Source organism: Enterococcus sp. DIV0682, assembly GCF_051712685.1.
GTDB classification, from domain to species: domain Bacteria; phylum Bacillota; class Bacilli; order Lactobacillales; family Enterococcaceae; genus Enterococcus; species Enterococcus faecalis.
Genome location: NZ_JBIOPK010000001.1, coordinates 1,419,354 through 1,437,700, shown reverse-complemented (window position 1 = coordinate 1,437,700; position 18,347 = coordinate 1,419,354). Strand labels below are relative to the sequence as shown.

At 36.0% G+C, this 18,347-nt stretch carries 16 protein-coding genes; 11 read left to right on the top strand and 5 right to left on the bottom strand.

The window, feature by feature from the left end; all coding sequences use genetic code 11:
- Positions 1–19 precede the first annotated feature (19 nt).
- Positions 20–1,210 (bottom strand): MFS transporter, encoded by a 1,191-nt coding sequence (locus tag IGK96_RS06875; RefSeq protein WP_010823681.1) that lies wholly within the window; start codon positions 1,208–1,210, stop codon positions 20–22.
- A 354-nt stretch (positions 1,211–1,564) separates the two neighbouring features.
- Here IGK96_RS06875 and IGK96_RS06870 point away from each other — a divergent pair, with 354 nt between their 5' ends.
- The 4 genes from IGK96_RS06870 (at position 1,565) to IGK96_RS06855 (ending at position 5,806) form a co-directional block, all read left to right on the top strand.
- On the top strand, positions 1,565–2,425 hold the full coding sequence (locus IGK96_RS06870; protein WP_002357562.1) for a glucosaminidase domain-containing protein: 861 nt from the start codon (positions 1,565–1,567) through the stop codon (positions 2,423–2,425).
- A gap of 228 nt (positions 2,426–2,653) precedes the next feature.
- Positions 2,654–3,586, top strand: a complete 933-nt coding sequence (cysK, locus tag IGK96_RS06865) for a cysteine synthase A (protein ID WP_002357561.1) — start codon at positions 2,654–2,656, stop codon at positions 3,584–3,586.
- Positions 3,587–3,724: 138 nt separating this feature from the next.
- Positions 3,725–4,168: a Fur family transcriptional regulator gene (locus IGK96_RS06860; protein WP_002357560.1), complete on the top strand. Its 444-nt coding sequence runs from the start codon at positions 3,725–3,727 to the stop codon at positions 4,166–4,168.
- A gap of 297 nt (positions 4,169–4,465) precedes the next feature.
- On the top strand, positions 4,466–5,806 hold the full coding sequence (locus IGK96_RS06855) for an NADH oxidase (protein WP_002357559.1): 1,341 nt from the start codon (positions 4,466–4,468) through the stop codon (positions 5,804–5,806).
- 50 nt (positions 5,807–5,856) lie between these two features.
- Here IGK96_RS06855 and IGK96_RS06850 read toward each other — a convergent pair whose 3' ends face one another.
- Positions 5,857–6,465: an NUDIX hydrolase N-terminal domain-containing protein gene (locus IGK96_RS06850; protein ID WP_002363964.1), complete on the bottom strand. Its 609-nt coding sequence runs from the start codon at positions 6,463–6,465 to the stop codon at positions 5,857–5,859.
- A gap of 176 nt (positions 6,466–6,641) precedes the next feature.
- On the opposite strand from IGK96_RS06850, the gene IGK96_RS06845 reads away from it, so the two are divergent.
- Together IGK96_RS06845 and IGK96_RS06840 are read left to right on the top strand one after the other, a co-directional pair.
- Complete coding sequence (locus IGK96_RS06845) at positions 6,642–7,142, top strand: GNAT family N-acetyltransferase (protein ID WP_085443337.1); 501 nt, start codon at positions 6,642–6,644, stop codon at positions 7,140–7,142.
- Positions 7,143–7,161: 19 nt separating this feature from the next.
- Positions 7,162–7,689 (top strand): GNAT family N-acetyltransferase, encoded by a 528-nt coding sequence (locus IGK96_RS06840; RefSeq protein WP_002357555.1) that lies wholly within the window; start codon positions 7,162–7,164, stop codon positions 7,687–7,689.
- A gap of 54 nt (positions 7,690–7,743) precedes the next feature.
- Here IGK96_RS06840 and IGK96_RS06835 read toward each other — a convergent pair whose 3' ends face one another.
- Entirely contained in the window at positions 7,744–8,562 is an 819-nt protein-coding gene (locus IGK96_RS06835) for a helix-turn-helix transcriptional regulator (protein ID WP_010713398.1), read from the bottom strand.
- A 136-nt stretch (positions 8,563–8,698) separates the two neighbouring features.
- Here IGK96_RS06835 and IGK96_RS06830 point away from each other — a divergent pair, with 136 nt between their 5' ends.
- The 5 genes from IGK96_RS06830 to IGK96_RS06810 all read left to right on the top strand — a co-directional run bounded on the left by IGK96_RS06830 (position 8,699) and on the right by IGK96_RS06810 (position 15,621).
- The gene (locus IGK96_RS06830; RefSeq protein ID WP_002357553.1) at positions 8,699–10,447 is read left to right on the top strand and encodes an ABC transporter ATP-binding protein; all 1,749 of its coding nucleotides are present in this window, start codon (positions 8,699–8,701) and stop codon (positions 10,445–10,447) included.
- Complete coding sequence (locus IGK96_RS06825) at positions 10,440–12,218, top strand: ABC transporter ATP-binding protein (protein WP_002378276.1); 1,779 nt, start codon at positions 10,440–10,442, stop codon at positions 12,216–12,218. The genes IGK96_RS06830 and IGK96_RS06825 overlap by 8 nt, the downstream gene beginning before the upstream one ends.
- Before the next feature lie 88 nt (positions 12,219–12,306).
- Positions 12,307–12,732, top strand: coding sequence for an 8-oxo-dGTP diphosphatase (locus IGK96_RS06820; RefSeq protein ID WP_002385906.1), 426 nt, complete (start codon positions 12,307–12,309; stop codon positions 12,730–12,732).
- A gap of 139 nt (positions 12,733–12,871) precedes the next feature.
- Positions 12,872–13,882, top strand: coding sequence for a hypothetical protein (locus IGK96_RS06815; protein WP_071646707.1), 1,011 nt, complete (start codon positions 12,872–12,874; stop codon positions 13,880–13,882).
- A gap of 302 nt (positions 13,883–14,184) precedes the next feature.
- Positions 14,185–15,621 (top strand): catalase, encoded by a 1,437-nt coding sequence (locus IGK96_RS06810; RefSeq protein ID WP_071646708.1) that lies wholly within the window; start codon positions 14,185–14,187, stop codon positions 15,619–15,621.
- 212 nt (positions 15,622–15,833) lie between these two features.
- Here IGK96_RS06810 and IGK96_RS06805 read toward each other — a convergent pair whose 3' ends face one another.
- Together IGK96_RS06805 and IGK96_RS06800 are read right to left on the bottom strand one after the other, a co-directional pair.
- Positions 15,834–17,267: a cryptochrome/photolyase family protein gene (locus tag IGK96_RS06805; RefSeq protein ID WP_071646709.1), complete on the bottom strand. Its 1,434-nt coding sequence runs from the start codon at positions 17,265–17,267 to the stop codon at positions 15,834–15,836.
- A 132-nt stretch (positions 17,268–17,399) separates the two neighbouring features.
- Entirely contained in the window at positions 17,400–18,281 is an 882-nt protein-coding gene (locus tag IGK96_RS06800; protein ID WP_002394463.1) for a helix-turn-helix domain-containing protein, read from the bottom strand.
- Positions 18,282–18,347 lie beyond the last annotated feature (66 nt).

Below are 18,347 nucleotides of genomic sequence, written 5' to 3'. Positions count from 1 at the left end.
GCATTCAGGTTTTTTTGCTTCATTTCTTTTTGGGAGCAAAGAGCATAAAGTGGAAAAATAATGCGAACAATTGGAACCCAATACCAGTTAAAGTAACACCGGACCAACCATAATTTTGCCACATTAATGTACCAATCAATGAACCCAGTGAACCGCCGATGAAATAGAAAAACATAAAGACGGTATTGTTACGATTGCTGGCTTCTTCTCCTAAATTTTGGACGCGTGTTTGATTGGCTACTTGCCCAAATTGAGTACCGATATCTAAAACAATAATTGCTAAGATTAGTAAGACCACATGTGTTCCACCTAGAAAAAGTAAGATAAAACTACCGAACTGCATCAACAGGCCAATCAAAACAATCTTCCGTTCTGGATAATAATCGGATAGACGACCAATGATGGGTGCTACGAATGCTCCCGATAAACCAAAAATTGCTAAAATACCGACTTCTTTCGGTCCCCAATAATAAGCTGGACTACTAACAAAGAAAATTAATGTAGACCAAAAGATTGAAAAGGTTGCAAACATAAAAAAGCCATTGACAGTTGCTTCTCTTAACAAAGGTTGCGATTTGATTAGCTTAGGAAGACTTTTCAAAGAACCTAAATAAGTTAATCGATTTGAAGTTTGAGTATGTATCACTGTTTTGGGCAATTTTAATTGGAGTAGAACGACCAATGCTAACACGAATATTACGGCGATTAGGTACACTGTTCGCCAAGAAGCTGCACTAGCAATGAAACCTGAAATCGTTCGAGATAATAAAATTCCTGTCAATAGTCCGCCCAGCATTCGACCTGTTACTTTACCACGGTTTGCTGGTCCCGCCATGACCGCAGCATAAGGAATAATAATTTGGGCGACAATAGAGAGCAACCCAATAAAAAAAGAAGAGAATGCAAACAGGAGAAAACTTGGTGCAAAAAACGCAGCACCTAGAGACAGCGAGGAGAGCGCAGCTACTCGAATGATTAATTTGCGGCGATCAACGACATCACCTAATGGAACAAGAAAAAGTAAGCCTAGCGCATAGCCTAATTGGGTCAGCATAGTAACAAAACCAATAGAACCAATACTGACTTGAAAGTCCTGAGCAATTTGGGTGCCAATTGGTTGAATATAATACATATTGGCGACCACGACCCCGCAAGTTAACGCTAATAAAAACGTCACTTGATTTGTTAAACCCGATTGTTGTTTCTTCATCTAACCACCTACATTTCTATGTAATTCATTTTGTAATACAACAACTACTCGGCAATAGTTGTTTTGACTACAAAAACAGACTCCTCTTATAAAGTTTGTTCAAAAAGTGACAAGTCCATTAAAAAGTTTATCACAATAAATAAAGAAAAGTAAGAGGATAAATAACAAAAATCTCATCAAATTGAAAAGAAGAAGTGGTTGTTTTCACAAGTGTGAAGAGGGTTAATTAAATACAAACAAGATTTCAATTACATTACAGAAATTTTAAAACTCAAAATTTAATACGTTTATTTCTTGTTTCAATAGGAAATTAACGGTAAAATAGAAAAGTGAGACAGTGAGGAGGAAAAATGAATGAGCGAACAGTTAACAAGAAGTAGTAAACATATTCAAAAAGCTCTTAAAAAGCAAAAAGCTTATAAACGTGCTACCGCCGTTGCGGGGACTTCAATGATTTTAGCACCTGTGGTTGGTGCTGCGGTACCTGCCCAAGCAGAATCAAGCCAGCAAGCATTTATTAATGAAATCGGAAATTCAGCAGCAGCCGTTGCCAATAGCAATGATATGTATGCTTCCGTCATGATTGCTCAAGCGTTGCTAGAAAGTAGTTATGGTAGTTCTGGGTTAGCATCTGCACCGAACTATAACTTGTTTGGTGTAAAAGGAAGTTATAATGGACAATCTGTTTATATGCCAACAAAAGAATATTTAGACGGACAATGGGTGACCGTCACAGCAGCATTTAGAAGTTATAATTCTTATGCGGAATCGTTCCAAGATCATGCCAATGTTATTCGTTCCACTGCTTTTGGGGATACATACCATTATTCAGGCGTTTGGAAGAGTAATACTAGCAGTTATCGCGATGCAACAGCCGCTTTAGCCGGAAGTTATGCAACTGATCCAGGCTATGCCGAAAAATTGAATTGGTTAATTGAAGCATATAATTTAACTCAATATGATTGGGGAGCACCAGTCGCTCAAACCACTAGTTATTCAGATACAACGGGAACCGTTGATACAACAATCGATACAGCGGCTTCTGCAACAGCAACAGCAGAAACTGTAGCTAGTCAAAGTTACACTGTCGCAAACGGCGACACATTGTGGGACATTGCTGCACGTTTTGGAACGACAGTTGATAATTTAATGTCACTAAATGGATTAACATTGGATTCTGTTTTATCGGTGGGTCAAACCATCCAAATCGGTTAATTTTGCAATTATTTAGTTGAAGAAAGACCTTACAAAAGCAGTAGTTTTTGTAAGGTCTTTTATCGTGAAAATAGGTAGGGCCAGCAGCAATTATTTGATGAGCATAATCCGTTTTTTTATTTAATTTTTCACAAACTAAAATTCGTTTTTCTGGTAGAAATCGTTTTTTTGAGCTATGCTTAGAGAAAGAATTATTATATTGTTTGTAAAATTGGAGGATGTAGGATTATGACTAAAGGTTATGTAAAATCAGTAACAGAGTTAATTGGTCAAAGCCCAGTTGTGAAATTAAAACGGATGGTACCAGAAGGAGCTGCAGATGTTTTTGTTAAACTAGAATTCTTTAATCCTGGTGGCAGTGTGAAAGATCGAATTGCTTTAAGCATGATCCAACAAGCCGAAGCAGATGGTCGCCTAAAACCTGGACAAACAATTATTGAGCCGACTAGTGGTAATACAGGCATTGGGTTAGCAATGGTAGGTGCTGCGTTGGGATATCCAGTTAAGATTGTGATGCCAGATACTATGAGTATTGAACGCCGCAAATTAATGCAAGCATATGGGGCTGATCTATTATTAACCCCTGGTGCCGAAGGAATGAAAGGGGCAATTGCAAAAGCCACAGCATTAGCAGAAGAACACGGATACTTCATGCCTTTGCAATTTAATAATCCAGCTAATCCAATGGTACATGAACAAAAAACAGGAAAAGAAATTGTTGATGTCTTTGGTAAACGTGGCTTAGATGCGTTTGTTTCTGGTGTTGGCACTGGAGGAACCGTTACAGGAGTTGGCCATGAATTGAAACGGATTTTTCCAGATATTGAAATTGTTGCAGTAGAACCAACAGAGTCGCCTGTTTTAGAAGGTGGCGAACCAGGTCCACATAAAATCCAAGGAATAGGCGCTGGTTTTGTCCCAGAAGTTTTAGACACCACCGTTTATCAAAAAGTTGCCGCTGTTTCTAGTGAAGACGCATTAGAAACTGCTCGTTTAATGGGGCCAAAAGAAGGCATCCTTGTGGGGATTTCAGCAGGGGCAGCAATTAAAGCTGCCATTGATTTGGCAGTTGAATTAGGCGCAGGCAAACGTGTCTTAGCGCTGGTTCCAGATAACGGTGAACGTTATCTTTCGACAGCTCTTTACGAATTTCCAGAATAAAAAACACGCCAAAAAACGAGCATTTCTCTTAGTTTAGTAAAATGCTCGTTTTTTCCACGAGAATCCTACAATAATTCTTGTCAATCGTAATAAGAAATAGTATTATTTAAGAAAGATAGACAGGGGAGGGATACAAAGATGGACAACGTATTGGTTAAAAATGCACTCGCTGAATTAAAAGAAGCCAATATCCGAATTACTCCGCAACGTTATGCTATCTTGGAATATTTAATCGAAAATCATACACACCCAACAGCTGATGAAATTTATCGCGCACTAGAAGATCATTTTCCAAATATGAGTGTAGCAACGGTTTACAACAATCTACGTTTATTTACTGAAATCGGTTTCGTTCAAGAAATGAGTTATGGCGATGCATCTAGTCGTTTTGATTTTAGTTCGAAGAAACATTATCACGTGATTTGTCAAAAATGTGGTAAAATCGTTGATTTTCATTATCCAGGGTTAGAGGACGTTGAAATGGCCGCTAGTAAATTAACAGGCTTCGAAATTAATGAACATCGTTTAGAATTATATGGATTATGTCCAGATTGCCAACAAGCACAACAGGAGAATGTGTAAAAAATTACATACTGTTAAAAATTTATCAAAAGATAAGTCACTTGTCTAGGCAAATTTCACAAGCGTAAGAGTTTTCACTCTTATGCTTGTTTTTTTGTGTGGTTATTGACTTTTAAATTCTTAAAAACAAAAAATTAACTAGCTATTATTAAGAATTAGCAACAGTTTGTGAATTTTTTTATATGCGATTCACAAGCATAGAACTCGAATAAGCTTGATTCCTCTGATATATTTTAAACAGACAGAGGGAGACGTCACCTCTGCAAAACAAAGATTGTGAAAGAAGGGATTTACAACATGAAAGTCGTAGTCGTAGGATGTACCCATGCTGGAACTTCAGCAGTTAAAAGTATTTTAGCAAATCACCCGGAGGCGGAAGTCACTGTATATGAAAGAAATGACAATATTTCCTTCCTATCTTGCGGAATTGCCTTGTACGTTGGAGGCGTAGTTAAAAATGCTGCTGATTTATTTTATTCAAATCCAGAAGAACTGGCTTCTTTAGGAGCAACAGTGAAGATGGAACACAATGTTGAAGAAATCAACGTGGACGACAAAACTGTTATAGCGAAAAACTTACAAACGGGTGCAACTGAGACCGTTTCTTATGATAAATTAGTGATGACAACTGGTTCTTGGCCAATTATTCCACCAATTCCAGGAATTGATGCTGAAAATATTTTATTATGTAAAAACTATTCACAAGCCAACGTGATCATCGAAAAAGCGAAAGATGCCAAACGTGTCGTTGTCGTTGGTGGCGGTTATATTGGTATTGAATTAGTAGAAGCTTTTGTAGAATCAGGTAAACAAGTTACTTTAGTTGACGGGTTAGACCGCATTTTAAATAAATATTTAGATAAGCCATTCACAGATGTTCTAGAAAAAGAATTAGTTGATCGTGGCGTTAATTTAGCTTTAGGTGAAAATGTCCAACAATTCGTAGCAGATGAGCAAGGAAAAGTAGCAAAAGTCATTACACCAAGTCAAGAATTCGAAGCAGATATGGTGATTATGTGTGTTGGTTTCCGTCCAAATACAGAATTATTAAAAGATAAAGTTGACATGTTACCAAATGGTGCAATTGAAGTCAATGAGTATATGCAAACAAGCAATCCTGATATTTTTGCTGCGGGTGATAGTGCAGTTGTTCACTACAACCCAAGTCAAACAAAAAATTATATCCCATTAGCAACGAATGCTGTTCGTCAAGGTATGCTAGTAGGTCGTAATTTGACTGAACAAAAATTGGCTTATCGTGGCACACAGGGAACTTCTGGCTTATATTTATTCGGTTGGAAAATTGGTTCAACAGGTGTGACAAAAGAAAGTGCCAAATTAAACGGACTAGATGTCGAAGCAACTGTTTTCGAAGATAACTATCGTCCAGAGTTTATGCCAACAACTGAAAAAGTTCTGATGGAATTAGTCTATGAAAAAGGAACACAACGCATTGTTGGTGGTCAATTGATGTCTAAATATGATATCACACAATCTGCCAATACTTTATCATTAGCGGTCCAAAATAAAATGACTGTCGAAGATTTAGCGATTTCTGATTTCTTCTTCCAACCACATTTTGATCGCCCTTGGAACTACTTAAACTTATTAGCCCAAGCCGCTTTAGAAAATATGTAATTAATAATAATAGAAAAAGGATGAAGAACAGAAGTTCTTCATCCTTTTTGTTAGTCACTAAGCGCTCCAGTTGTTTGGTTCATTAATGCCATTAATTGCTCTTTCGTTGTTCGTTTGATAGAAAGAGGGGGGAGATTATCTAAAGAAAAATAAGCACAATTCGAGGTTTCAATGTTTTTTTCAAAGGGATGATTTTCTAAAATCTCACAAGAAAAGATCATTTTATAGTACTGAAATAGTTGAGGAATGTCTTTTCGTTTATCTGTATCATAAACAGCAAGCAATTCTTTTGCTGTAACAACTAAGCCAGTTTCTTCCAATACTTCTTTTTCAATATTTTCTTTAGGGGAGCAGCCAATTTCGGCATAGCCACCAGGTAATGACCATTCTTTGGTCCGTAAATCTTCAACTAATAAAAAACGATTCTCTTTTTTTATCAAACCGCGAACATCTACTTTCGGTGTTGGATAACCTTCCTCTTTAGTTAAGATTTTTTCTAAGTCGGGCAAAACAGTCGCTTCGGGTCCGGTTGCGCTAATAAGTTGTAACGTAAGTTCCCGTAGTTCTTGGTAACGTTCTTGATCAAAAGCATCTTTCCCGTAAAAAAGACCTGCATCTGCCAATGCTAGCAACCGCTTATAGGTGTTCAGATAATCCATATACGCACGCTCCTCATAGACTTAATACGTTTAGTTTAACAGAAAAAAATAAAGGAAGGGCAGATTAAGTGAAAAAAGGAGTCGGTTTAAGGAAATAATAAAGAATAAATGACTAACTTACATTTTTAAACTACCTATGCTATTATTTAATAAAAAAGATTGGGTATACAATAATTTTGTTATGTAAACAAAAAGGAGGTTGTAAATTGAAAGAATTTATAATTATAAAGGAAAAAAATGCAGATAAAAAGACTCAGGCAGCACAAGAAGTATTGTTTAATCTTCCAGAATGGTTTGGCCTTGAAAAAGAGACCCGCAAGTATATCGATATAGCTAGCACTTTACCTATGTGGGTGGCAAAGGATGTAGAGAATAAAATACTCGGTTTTATAACACTTTCAGAAACAAGTAAAGATACAGTAGAAATCCATTGTATGGCAGTTAAAAAGCGGTATCATCGCAAAGGTATCGGCAAGTTATTGATAGAAAGCGTGGAAACGTATTCTAAAAATAACTATTTTTTTATTCAAGTCAAAACAGTTGACGAAGGAAATTATTCCGTGTACGATCATACTATTCGTTTTTACGAATCATTGGGTTTTAAGCGCCTTGAGGTTTTTCCGACATTATGGGACGCTTGGAATCCTTGTTTAATTTTAATTAAACAGTTGATTTAATCTACAAAGGAGTTTTAGTATGTCAGTATTTATTAGAGAGTGTACCGTCGCAGACGTACCAGAATTAGAGGCCATTTGCCAAGAGACTTTTGCAGATACTTATGGAGATGGCGAAAACGAAGAGGATTTACAGGCACATTATGAGAGGAAATTTAGTCCAGCAGTTTTAGAAAGCGAAATCTTACATAAAGATTCGCAATATTTCTTTGCTTTTTATAATAATGAACTTGCAGGTTATGTGAAATTAAATCACGGTGATGCTCAGATTACCTATCAACATCCACAAGCGTTACAAGTTGAGCGCATTTATATTCGTAAATCTTTTAAGCGTTTAGGCTTAGGCAAACATTTGATTACGAAAGCAATTGAATTAGCGGAAGAAGCAGAAAAAGAGACGGTTTGGTTAGGTGTTTGGGAACATAATCATCCAGCGCAAAAATTTTATCAATCATTGGGCTTCGTAAAAACAGATGAACATGATTTTTATATGGGAAATGAACGCCATACCGATTATACAATGACGAAACAGTTAAAAGAGTCAACGTAAAGCAAAAACAAGGAAACGGACGCAATGAAGCCGACGATTCCTTGTTTTTTTATCTTAAAATTGTGAAGGAGATTTTCCATAATATTTTTTGAATAATTTACTGAAATGATAGGCATCTTCGTAACCAACCGTTTTTGCCACTTCTTTGACACTTAGGGAATCATTTTTCAGCAATTCTTTCGCATGGTTTAAGCGGATTTGAATTAAATAATTGATTGGCCCAACGCCTGTGGCCGCTTTAAAGGTTTTCGACAAATAAGTCGGGGTAACATATAACATTTCAGCTAACTGTTCCAAAGTAATTTCTTCGTCATGGTGGGTTTCCAGATAATAAATCGTATGATTGACTAAATTTCTTTTTCTTTTTTCCGTTTTCGATAGCCGAGTTTCAATTTTATTTTCTTGATCAACTGCTAAGCTTCTTAAAATATAGACCAATAGTTCAATAACTAAAGCTTTAATTTGTAACGCTGATTCAACTTCTTGATGGTTTAATTCATGAACAATTTGCCAAGCTTTTTCTAAAAAAGCACCATGTAAATGACTTAAATCTAATAAAGCTGATTTATTTGGAAATACGTTTTGCGCTAAGCCTTCTAAATAGAGATTTGAAATGCCAATGTGTAGTTGATGTGAGTAAGTTCCTGCTTTTTGTTGCTCACCATGTTCCGTTCGCGGATTAAAAAGAAACACCGTACCAGCAGTGGCATGGTACTGTTGCCCTTGAACAATATATTCAGATTCACCTTCTAAAAGAATAGATATTTCCAGAAATTCATGATGATGACAATTATAAGGGTGGGTCTCTTCGTTCCAAGGATCGAAGGCATATAAAATTTCAGGATTAAACGTTCGACTATTTGTGTAGTTCATAAAAAATCACTCCTACTTGTATCCGCTTTCTATACTATATTGTACATCAAAATATACAAGAATGCCCATTTCTTTTCCTATAAAAAAACAGTAATCTTATACACGTCCATAAAAACAAGAGAGAGTAGGGGAGAAAATGAATAGTTTTGAATGGATTTGGCAATATGCTAAAAAAAATAAGAATAAGTTACTGCTAGCTGTTATTTTTGTCGTTATTAACGCTATTTTAATTGTTATTATTCCATTGTTATCTGGCAGAATTGTAGACCAAGTAATCAATCAGGGGAAAACTGAAGAGCTTGTCCCAATTCTTGGGATTATGATTGGGGTGACCGTTATTCGGACAGTTGTTCGTTATAGTTATCAAGTCTTGTTTGAATCGGTTGGACAATCTGCGTTATTTGACTTAAGAAAAGATATGTATGTCAAACTTCAAGAATTAGATTTTGATTTCTTTAATCATACACGTGTTGGCGATATTATGGCGCGAATGACAGGGGATACAGACGCTATCCGCCATTTCGTTTCTTGGGTCACTTATAACCTTTTAGAATGTATTTTATGGTTCATCGCAGCCGTGATTGTGATGGGGACGATTAATTGGCAATTGATGCTGGCATTAATTTTAATTACGCCTTTGATTTTTCTGTTAACACAAAAAATGTCGAAGGAATCGCATCCGGTATTTTTTGAGATTCGGGAAAGTTTTTCTCGGTTAAATTCAATGGTCGAAGAAAATATTGGTGGAAATCGAGTGGTTAAAGCTTTTTCTCAAGAACCTTATGAAATTGAAAAGTTTAACAAGCACAATGAAGACTATAAAAAATGGAATATGGCTTCCGCAGATGTCTCTAAAAAATATTTACCGTGGTTAGACGGTTTTGCAGGTAGTTTAAATGTTATCGCCTTAGTTCTTGGTGGCCTCTTTGTAATTCAAGGTCGGATGACAATTGGTGATTTAGTGGCCTTTAACGGCTTTCTTTGGATGTTGAACATGCCGATGCGAATGAGTGGCTGGTTGATCAATGATGTGCAACGCTTTACGGCATCGTCCATTAAAATTCGTCAGTTATTAGCAACGAAACCGAAGATTCCCATTGCTCGGGAAAAAGAAGCAGAACCAATCCAAGGCTATGTGACGTTTGATCACGTGTCCTTTCATTTTTCAGATGATCCAGAAACCCCCATTTTATCGGATGTTTCATTTTCAGCAAAACCTGGTGAAACAATTGGTATTTTAGGGGAAACTGGTTCAGGAAAAACCACTTTAGTTAACTTAATCGCTCGGTTCTATGATCCAACAAAAGGCACTGTTTATATTGATGGAAAAGATGCTAAAAGCTATTCTGTTCGTAAATTGCGAGAAAATATCTCCATGGTTATGCAAGATGTCTTTCTTTTTTCCAATACGATAGAAGATAACATTGCTTTTGGTAACACATTGGCTAACTTGGAACAAGTGCAAATGATGGCTGAAATTGCTGATGCCCATAGCTTTATTTCCAGAATGCCTGAAGGTTATGCAACAATTGTTGGTGAACGCGGCGTTGGCCTATCTGGTGGCCAAAAACAGCGGATTTCACTGGCCCGTGCCTTAACCAAAGATCCAGCTATTTTAATTTTAGATGACACAACTTCCGCTGTTGATATGGAAACAGAATCAAAAATTCAAAAAGAACTAGGTCGTTTGACGGAAAAGAAAACGACATTTATTATTGCCCACCGAATTTCTTCTGTGAGAGAGGCCAATTTAATTTTGATGATGGAAAAAGGCCGTGTGGTGGAAAGCGGTACGCATAGCGAATTAGTCGAACAAAAAGGCAAATATTTTGACGTATATCAAAAACAATTAGGTCTGACAAAGGAAGGTGAGTCGCGTGGCTAGAAATACGTTTGATGTGGATGAGACTTTAGAAAAAGAATTTAATTGGTCTCATTATAAACGATTAGGCGCCTATATTAAGCCTTACAAAAAAGCTGTTTTTAAAACATTATTTGTCATCATATTAGCTAATCTGGCAAGTATGTTAGGCCCTTACTTTACTAAAATTGCGATTGACCAAGTAATTCCACAAAAGAATCTCTCGTTACTCTTGATACTAGGAGCTATTTTCCTATTTTCCTTGGTGATTATTGGTTGGTGTATGCGTTATCGAATATATGCCATCACAGAAATTGGACAAGATATTTTAAAAGATATGCGTTTTTCAATTTTTGAGCATCTACAAAAATTACCATTTTCTTACTTTGACAGTCGGCCGCATGGAAAAATCTTAATTCGGGTGGTCAATTACATCAATACGTTAAGTGATTTATTAAGTAACGGATTGATCAATTTAATTTCTGATTTATTTAATGTGATTATTACCTTAATTTTCATGTTATTTATTGATGTGAAATTAACCTTATACAGTTTACTGCTATTGCCTGTGTTGTTCGTGATGGTTCTGTTTATTCAAGGGAAACAACGGAAAGCTTACCAAGAGCTTAGCAATAAACAATCAAACTTAAATGCCTATATTCATGAAAGTATTTCAGGAATTAAAATTACACAATCTTTTGCACGAGAAGATGAAAATTTCCAAATTTTTAACGAGGTAAGCGAAGAATATCGTCAATCCTTTATGAAAGCTGTGCGTGTCCAGTATTTATTATGGCCAGCAGTGCAAAATATATCCGTCATTACGACTTGTTTTATCTATTTCGTAGGAATCCGTCAATTAGGTGTGTCCGTTACTACTGGGACGCTAATTGCTTTTATCGGTTATATCAATAACTTTTGGAATCCGGTCATCAATATTGGTAACTTCTACAATTCTCTGATTACTGCAACTGCTTATTTGGAAAGGATTTTTGAAACGATGGATGTTGTTCCAGAAATTCAAGATGCGCCGCACGCTATTGCGTTGCCGCCAATTAAAGGAACCGTCGACTTTCAGCATGTTTATTTCCGTTATGAAGAAGGAAAAAATATTTTGACCGATGTTAGTTTTCATATTGAGCCAGGACAAACAATCGCCTTGGTTGGGCCAACAGGTGCGGGTAAAACAACAATCATCAATTTGTTAAGTCGTTTTTATGATGTGAATGAAGGGGCCGTTAAAATTGATGGTTATGATGTTCGCGATGTGACACTCCGTTCGTTAAGAAAACAAATGGGGGTAATGCTTCAAGATACGTTTATTTTTTCAGGAACAATTATTGAAAACATTCGGTACGGAAATTTAGCAGCCACAGAGGAAGAAGTCATCCAAGCCGCAAAAATTGTTCGTGCCCACGACTTTATCAAAGATTTAAAAGATGGCTATGAAACAGTTGTGGAAGAGCGGGGGAGTACTCTCTCGGCAGGACAACGCCAATTAATTTCATTTGCTCGTGCTTTACTGGCAGATCCCAAAATTTTAATTTTAGACGAAGCTACCTCCAGTATTGATACAAAAACAGAAGAATTGTTACAAGAAGGACTACAACAACTTCTAAAAGGACGGACATCGTTTATTATTGCTCATCGACTTTCTACCATCAAAAATAGCGATAAAATTTTCTATATTGATGGTGGTCGTATTGTGGAAGAAGGATCTCATGATCAACTAATGGCAAAACATGCGTTATATCATCATTTATATCAATCGCAATACGACTTATTAAAGAGTTAGATGATAAAACAGAGAAAATTCTTAGTTGAATCTTTCTCTGTTTTTCTGTATCGTAACCTTAACAAAGGAAAAAATGATGAGGTGCCAAATGAATCGGAATTTTGAAGTAGAATTAACAACATTATGTATGATTAGAAATCAGAAAAATGAAATCCTTGTGCAAGAACGACAAAAAAAGGATTGGCCTGGTTGGACGTTCCCTGGCGGACATGTTGAAAAAAACGAGGGCATGGAAACAGCCATGGTTCGCGAACTCCTTGAAGAAACAGGATTAGTGCTGAAACCACAATTAGTAGGTGTTGCAGAATGGCTGAATGATTGTTCGGGTGCGCGGGAATTAGCCACATTATTCATTGCAGAAACAGCGGATGAACTACCAGAAGAAACGGAACAACCCTTGTTTTGGGTCACTGAAAAAGAATTGCGAGAAGGTCCTTTAGCTGGCAGTTTAGCAGAACTTTTCCCAGTATTTTTTGGCGAAAAGCAATTTTATTTTAAAAATAATACAGCTTAATGATTCAAACCTAAAAGATTAAATCAATCCCACTTATTAAAAGAGAGGAAATCTAAAATTAAACATTGCTATTTATAAGCAATGTTTGCTATTCTTAATAAAAGGGAATTAATTTTTTATATAATGAGGGGGAAAAAGTGTGTTAAAAAGAAAAGTGGGGATTGTCGCAGGCGTTTTCTGTTCAGCTTTGTTACTGACAGGCTGTGGCAAAAGTGCGAAAGATGAGTTCATTCAAGGGATCAGCAATCAAAACGCACAAGAATCTGGGGTTTGGGATTTCTCTATGTCAATTAGTGACATGAAATTTTCACAAGAAGATAGTGCACAAACGAATCCTATGATTGGGATGCTCATCACGCAAATCAAAGACGCATCGCTTTCTGGGAAGATTCAAGTAGATGCCAAAAAAGAAAAAGCATTCAACTTAGAGATGAAATTAAAAGCGATGGGCATGGATGTACCGATTTCATTGGTTGGATCATTAGATAACGAGGGCAAAGAGCCAAAACTCTATTTAGCAACAGATATGATGGAATATATTGTCGCTGTCGCAGACTCAATGACTGACGGTGCTATTGACAGTTCTCAGTTAGATACAGAAAAACTAAAAGGAAAATACATTGATCTTTTAGCCATGAACGAGGAAAGTACGAAAGAATGGCAAGATACAATCAAAGAGTATCAAGAATCGGAAAAAGAACGAAAACAGTCTGCTAAGGAATACAAAGAGTTTTTAGAAGGATTAGACAAGGATACGTTCGAGAAAAAAGGGGACACCATTACCCATACGTTTACAAAAAAAGAATTACAAAAGTTAATCAAAATTACGACAGAAGCATCTGAGAAAGGTAAAGAACAAGATCCTTTCGAAAAAGTCAAAGATGTTTCTGCCAAAGTTTCTGTTAATACAAAAGAAAATAAAACAAATATGTTGATTAATGTGAAACCGCAGCAAGACAAGAACGTTGATATGGGACTTGAATCATTATCTAGTAAAATTAGCATTACACAAAAAGCCAAAAAAGCGACGATTTCAATGCCTAAGAAAGAAAATATTTTATCAGAACAAGAAGTTGAAAAAATATTTTCCGATAGCACCTCTATGACAGGTCTATCGACTGAAGACACGACTGTTGCGATCAATCAATAACGCTGAATGACCAATAAAAACGACCGCTCAAAAAAAGTAACGAAAGACCTAGCATGATTGGGATGCTAGGTCTTTTTTGAATAAAAAAACAGCATTTTAGTTTTCTTTGAATTATTGGTTGTTATTTTAGATGGTGTAAACAGTTTAAAATTAATACATTTGTTTTTGATTTAAATTCTACTGCTATTTTTAATCATTCTATTAAATAACAAATGTTTTCGAGTGTTTTTAAGCATTATTTTTGTTATGCAGAGTGGTTTTTTTATACAATGAGTATAATTTTAGATGAAGGAGTGTTTTAGGTGAAAAATCAACATTTAACTACGTCACAAGGAAGTCCAGTTGGCGATAATCAAAATTCGCTAACTGCAGGAGAATTTGGACCTGTCCTAATCCAAGACGTTCATTTATTAGAAAAATTAGCTCATTTCAATCGTGAGCGCGTACCAGAACGGGTTGTTCATGCCAAAGGTGCTGGTGCTCATGGGATTTTCAAGGTGAGCCAATCAATGGCACAATATACTAAAGCCGATTTTTTATCTGAAGTTGGCAAAGAAACACCTTTATTCGCTCGTTTTTCAACTGTAGCTGGAGAATTAGGTTCATCAGATACATTGCGTGATCCTCGCGGTTTTGCGCTTAAATTCTATACAGACGAAGGAAATTACGACTTAGTTGGCAATAATACGCCCATTTTTTTCATTCGTGATGCAATTAAATTTCCAGATTTTATTCATAGCCAAAAAAGAAATCCACGGACGCATTTGAAAAGTCCAGAAGCTGTTTGGGATTTTTGGTCTCATTCACCTGAAAGCCTTCATCAAGTAACAATTTTAATGAGTGATCGTGGCATTCCGTTGTCGTTCCGTCATATGCATGGTTTTGGTAGCCATACATTCAAATGGGTCAATGCTGCTGGAGAAGTATTTTTTGTTAAATATCACTTCAAGACGAATCAAGGAATCAAAAATCTAGAGAGTCAATTAGCAGAAGAAATTGCTGGGAAAAATCCAGATTTCCATATTGAAGATTTGCATAATGCAATTGAAAATCAAGAATTTCCTTCTTGGACATTATCTGTACAAATTATCCCGTATGCAAATGCGTTAACAATGAAAGAAACTCTTTTTGATGTAACAAAAACGGTTTCTCAAAAAGAGTATCCGCTGATTGAAGTTGGCACGATGACTTTAAATAGAAATCCAGAGAATTATTTTGCAGAGGTTGAACAAGTAACCTTTTCACCAGGGAATTTCGTTCCTGGTATTGAAGCTTCTCCAGATAAATTATTGCAAGGACGTTTGTTCGCTTATGGGGACGCACATCGTCATCGCGTGGGCGCTAATAGTCACCAATTGCCAATCAACCAAGCAAAAGCGCCTGTAAATAACTACCAAAAAGACGGCAATATGCGTTTTGACAATGGTAATAGCGAAATTAATTACGAACCAAATAGTTATACTGAAACACCAAAAGAAGATCCTAAGACGAAAATTAGTTCCTTTGAAGTTGAAGGAAATGTTGGTAATTATAGCTATAATCAAGATCACTTTACACAAGCAAACGCTTTGTATAATTTGCTGCCAAGCGAAGAAAAAGAAAACTTAATTAACAATATAGCGGCATCTTTAGGTCAAGTGAAAAATCAAGAAATCATCGCGCGTCAAATTGATTTGTTCACTAGAGTAAATCCAGAATATGGAGCACGTGTCGCACAAGCCATCAAGCAACAAGCATAATTTATATAACGTACGTGACAAAATCAGTCTAGATAAACTAAGGACTGGTTTTGTTTGCTTTTCAATGCTTTTTATTCTACTTTGTATAATGTATATTATGTAAACTAGAATAAAATAAAAAACTTTAGCCGATAACTTGCCACTTCTCTTTCGACCAATCAATTCACCCAACTAACCTTACAGTTGTTTGCTAAGCTAGTTGGGTTTACTGTTTATTGAAACCTTGGATTGTTCATTTCTTGATGAATTTCTTTGCTCGCTTCATATAGAAACAATGTTTGTTTTTTACTTGATGCATAATCGACAATGGGTTTTGGATAATTTTCTCCTAAATGTACATGATATTGTGTTTGTAAAGCTTCATTCATTAGATTTGGTTGATGAATATACTTTTGTGGCACTTGCTTAAGTTCTGGAACATATTTTTTGATGAACTGGCCGTCATTATCAAATTTTTTTGACTGGATAATTGGATTAAAAATCCGAAAATACGGGACAGCGTCCGTTCCTGTCGAAGCAGCCCATTGCCAGCCACCAATATTATTGGCAGCATCATAGTCAATCAACATTTTTTGAAAGTATTTTTCACCCCAACGCCAATCGATGTGTAAATTTTTAACTAAAAAAGAGGCAGTTATCATTCTTAAGCGGTTGTGCATCCAACCAGTTTGATTCAGTTGTCGCATGGCGGCATCAATTATAGGGTACCCCGTCTCCCCTTTTTGCCACTTGACAAACATTTCTGGGTCATTTGTCCATTGAATATAACGAAATTTTTCTTGAATAGATTCCTCTTTTTGTTGTGGAAACGTACTATAGATCATATTGTAAAAGTCGCGCCAAGCTAATTCTTTTTTGAAGGTTTCTTTACTTAAGCTAGAAGGCGCAGATGCAAGCTCTTGCCAAATGGTGCGAATCGAAAGTTCTCCCGTTCTTAAAAAAGTAGACAGATGACTCGTTTGATCCTGATAAGGAAAATCACGCTTATTTTCATAGGATTGAAGTTTTTGATCAATAAAAGTATTTAAGCACCTTCTGGCTGTTTTTTCGCCGATACTATAGTGTTTTAAAGGAATCCTCGCAATCTGTTCACGATAAGCTGCCTCCTCTTCTGGAAAAAGACACGCACTAAAAATTTTTTCAGCTGTATAGGAAACAGGAATCGGTGTTTCTTTAGGCGCCTCTTTCCATTTATTGTAATAGGGCGTAAACACTTGGTACTTACTGCCATCGTTCTTCTTAATTTCTTCAGAGCCATGCAAATAGGCATCTTGAAAAGAGAAAGACTGAATATTATTTTCTTCAAAAAAGCGCATAGCTTGCTGGTCCCGCTTTGCCCCAAAGCCACAAGTATCTTCATTAAAATAAATGGCCTGCCAATCGGGTAATTTGCGTTTCAAACGTGAAAATAAATCTAATGGTTCGCCGACCATGATTTGTAAATGTGCCTCTTGATCGATTCGTTCTTTAAACGAGGCTAAACTTGCAAAAAAAGCGTTATGATTAGCACTTTCTTGAATAAATTGTTGAGGATTCATTTGGAATAATAAAATCAATTCATCAGCTGCAGAATTTTGTAACGCGTGTGCTAATGCTTTATTATCCTGTAATCGTAAATCACGTCTAAACCACATTACTCTTTTCATTTTTAAATCCTCCTAAATACTTCGTCTTGCTTATCGTAACCGTGATTGCTGATTTTTAAAAGCAACTTGCCTAGACTTTTCAAAAAGCCGATAAAAACTGGGTTTTCAGCTTTTATCGGCTTTTTGATTAAATTAATAGGAAATATTAAAAGCTTTCATATCTTTCTCAATATATTGCAGGACTTCTGTATTGCCAAAAAATTGTGTAAAATAATAGGCTTGACGATAGTCATCGGCTGTGTCTTCCCCGAGCATTTGTTTGTTAAAGGCTTTTTCATATAAAAGATAATCTAGCAAATAAATGGAGTGTTTGTCACGACAAATCTGAATCCCTTTTTCGCTTAAAATGACACTTTTTTGGTAATCTTTTATTTCCGAGTAGAATTTAGCAGAATTATAATAAATTCTACAGCGCTCCAAGGAACATTCTAATTTAAATTGTTCCAATTCTTGTAATGATTTTTCGTAATACACTTGCGCTTTTCTCATATCTTTTTCCAGTTCATATAGCGTACCTAGCGCATTCAGGCTTAAAATGTTGTAAATATTGACTTTACGGTCAATTTCCGCGCCCCGGTATAGGTAAAACAAGGCCTCTGCTTTATCTTTTTTTCCTAATAAACAAGTAATTCCCTTATAATATAACAATTTAGTCGTTAGTTCATTATTAGATAAGATAAGACCTTCAGGCACTTCTTGTAATAAATTGTAGGCCTCTAAGTGAAATAACCGTAAAGATAAATCCTCGACTTTGTTTAGTAGATTTTCAATTTTCTTTTCTTCAGAAATCATCATACATTCTTCTACTTCTAAATCTAATCGGAGGCAAATAGATGAGAAAATATCTAAACTGTCACATAGATTACGGTTTTCAATATTACTAATTGTTGCTTGCGTACAGATGCCGTTAGCCAGCTCTGATTGTGTGATTTTTTTAAGTTTTCTCGCTTGTTTTATTTTGTCTCCTGCTACCTTCACGAACAGACCTCCACTTGTATTATTATGTAAATTCATTAAAAAATGTTATACTTTGATTATCAATTAAAGGAGGTACATGCTATGTTTGATTTACTTGCATTA

Excerpts from the sequence above, each read along its gene's own strand:
- IGK96_RS06875 (WP_010823681.1), bottom strand. The coding sequence starts at position 1,210 with ATGAAGAAACAACAATCGGGTTTAACAAATCAAGTGACGTTTTTATTA.
- IGK96_RS06870 (WP_002357562.1), top strand. The coding sequence starts at position 1,565 with ATGAGCGAACAGTTAACAAGAAGTAGTAAACATATTCAAAAAGCTCTT.
- cysK (WP_002357561.1), top strand. The coding sequence starts at position 2,654 with ATGACTAAAGGTTATGTAAAATCAGTAACAGAGTTAATTGGTCAAAGC.
- IGK96_RS06860 (WP_002357560.1), top strand. The coding sequence starts at position 3,725 with ATGGACAACGTATTGGTTAAAAATGCACTCGCTGAATTAAAAGAAGCC.
- IGK96_RS06855 (WP_002357559.1), top strand. The coding sequence starts at position 4,466 with ATGAAAGTCGTAGTCGTAGGATGTACCCATGCTGGAACTTCAGCAGTT.
- IGK96_RS06850 (WP_002363964.1), bottom strand. The coding sequence starts at position 6,465 with ATGGATTATCTGAACACCTATAAGCGGTTGCTAGCATTGGCAGATGCA.
- IGK96_RS06840 (WP_002357555.1), top strand. The coding sequence starts at position 7,162 with ATGTCAGTATTTATTAGAGAGTGTACCGTCGCAGACGTACCAGAATTA.
- IGK96_RS06835 (WP_010713398.1), bottom strand. The coding sequence starts at position 8,562 with ATGAACTACACAAATAGTCGAACGTTTAATCCTGAAATTTTATATGCC.
- IGK96_RS06830 (WP_002357553.1), top strand. The coding sequence starts at position 8,699 with ATGAATAGTTTTGAATGGATTTGGCAATATGCTAAAAAAAATAAGAAT.
- IGK96_RS06820 (WP_002385906.1), top strand. The coding sequence starts at position 12,307 with ATGAATCGGAATTTTGAAGTAGAATTAACAACATTATGTATGATTAGA.
- IGK96_RS06805 (WP_071646709.1), bottom strand. The coding sequence starts at position 17,267 with ATGAAAAGAGTAATGTGGTTTAGACGTGATTTACGATTACAGGATAAT.
- IGK96_RS06800 (WP_002394463.1), bottom strand. The coding sequence starts at position 18,281 with ATGAATTTACATAATAATACAAGTGGAGGTCTGTTCGTGAAGGTAGCA.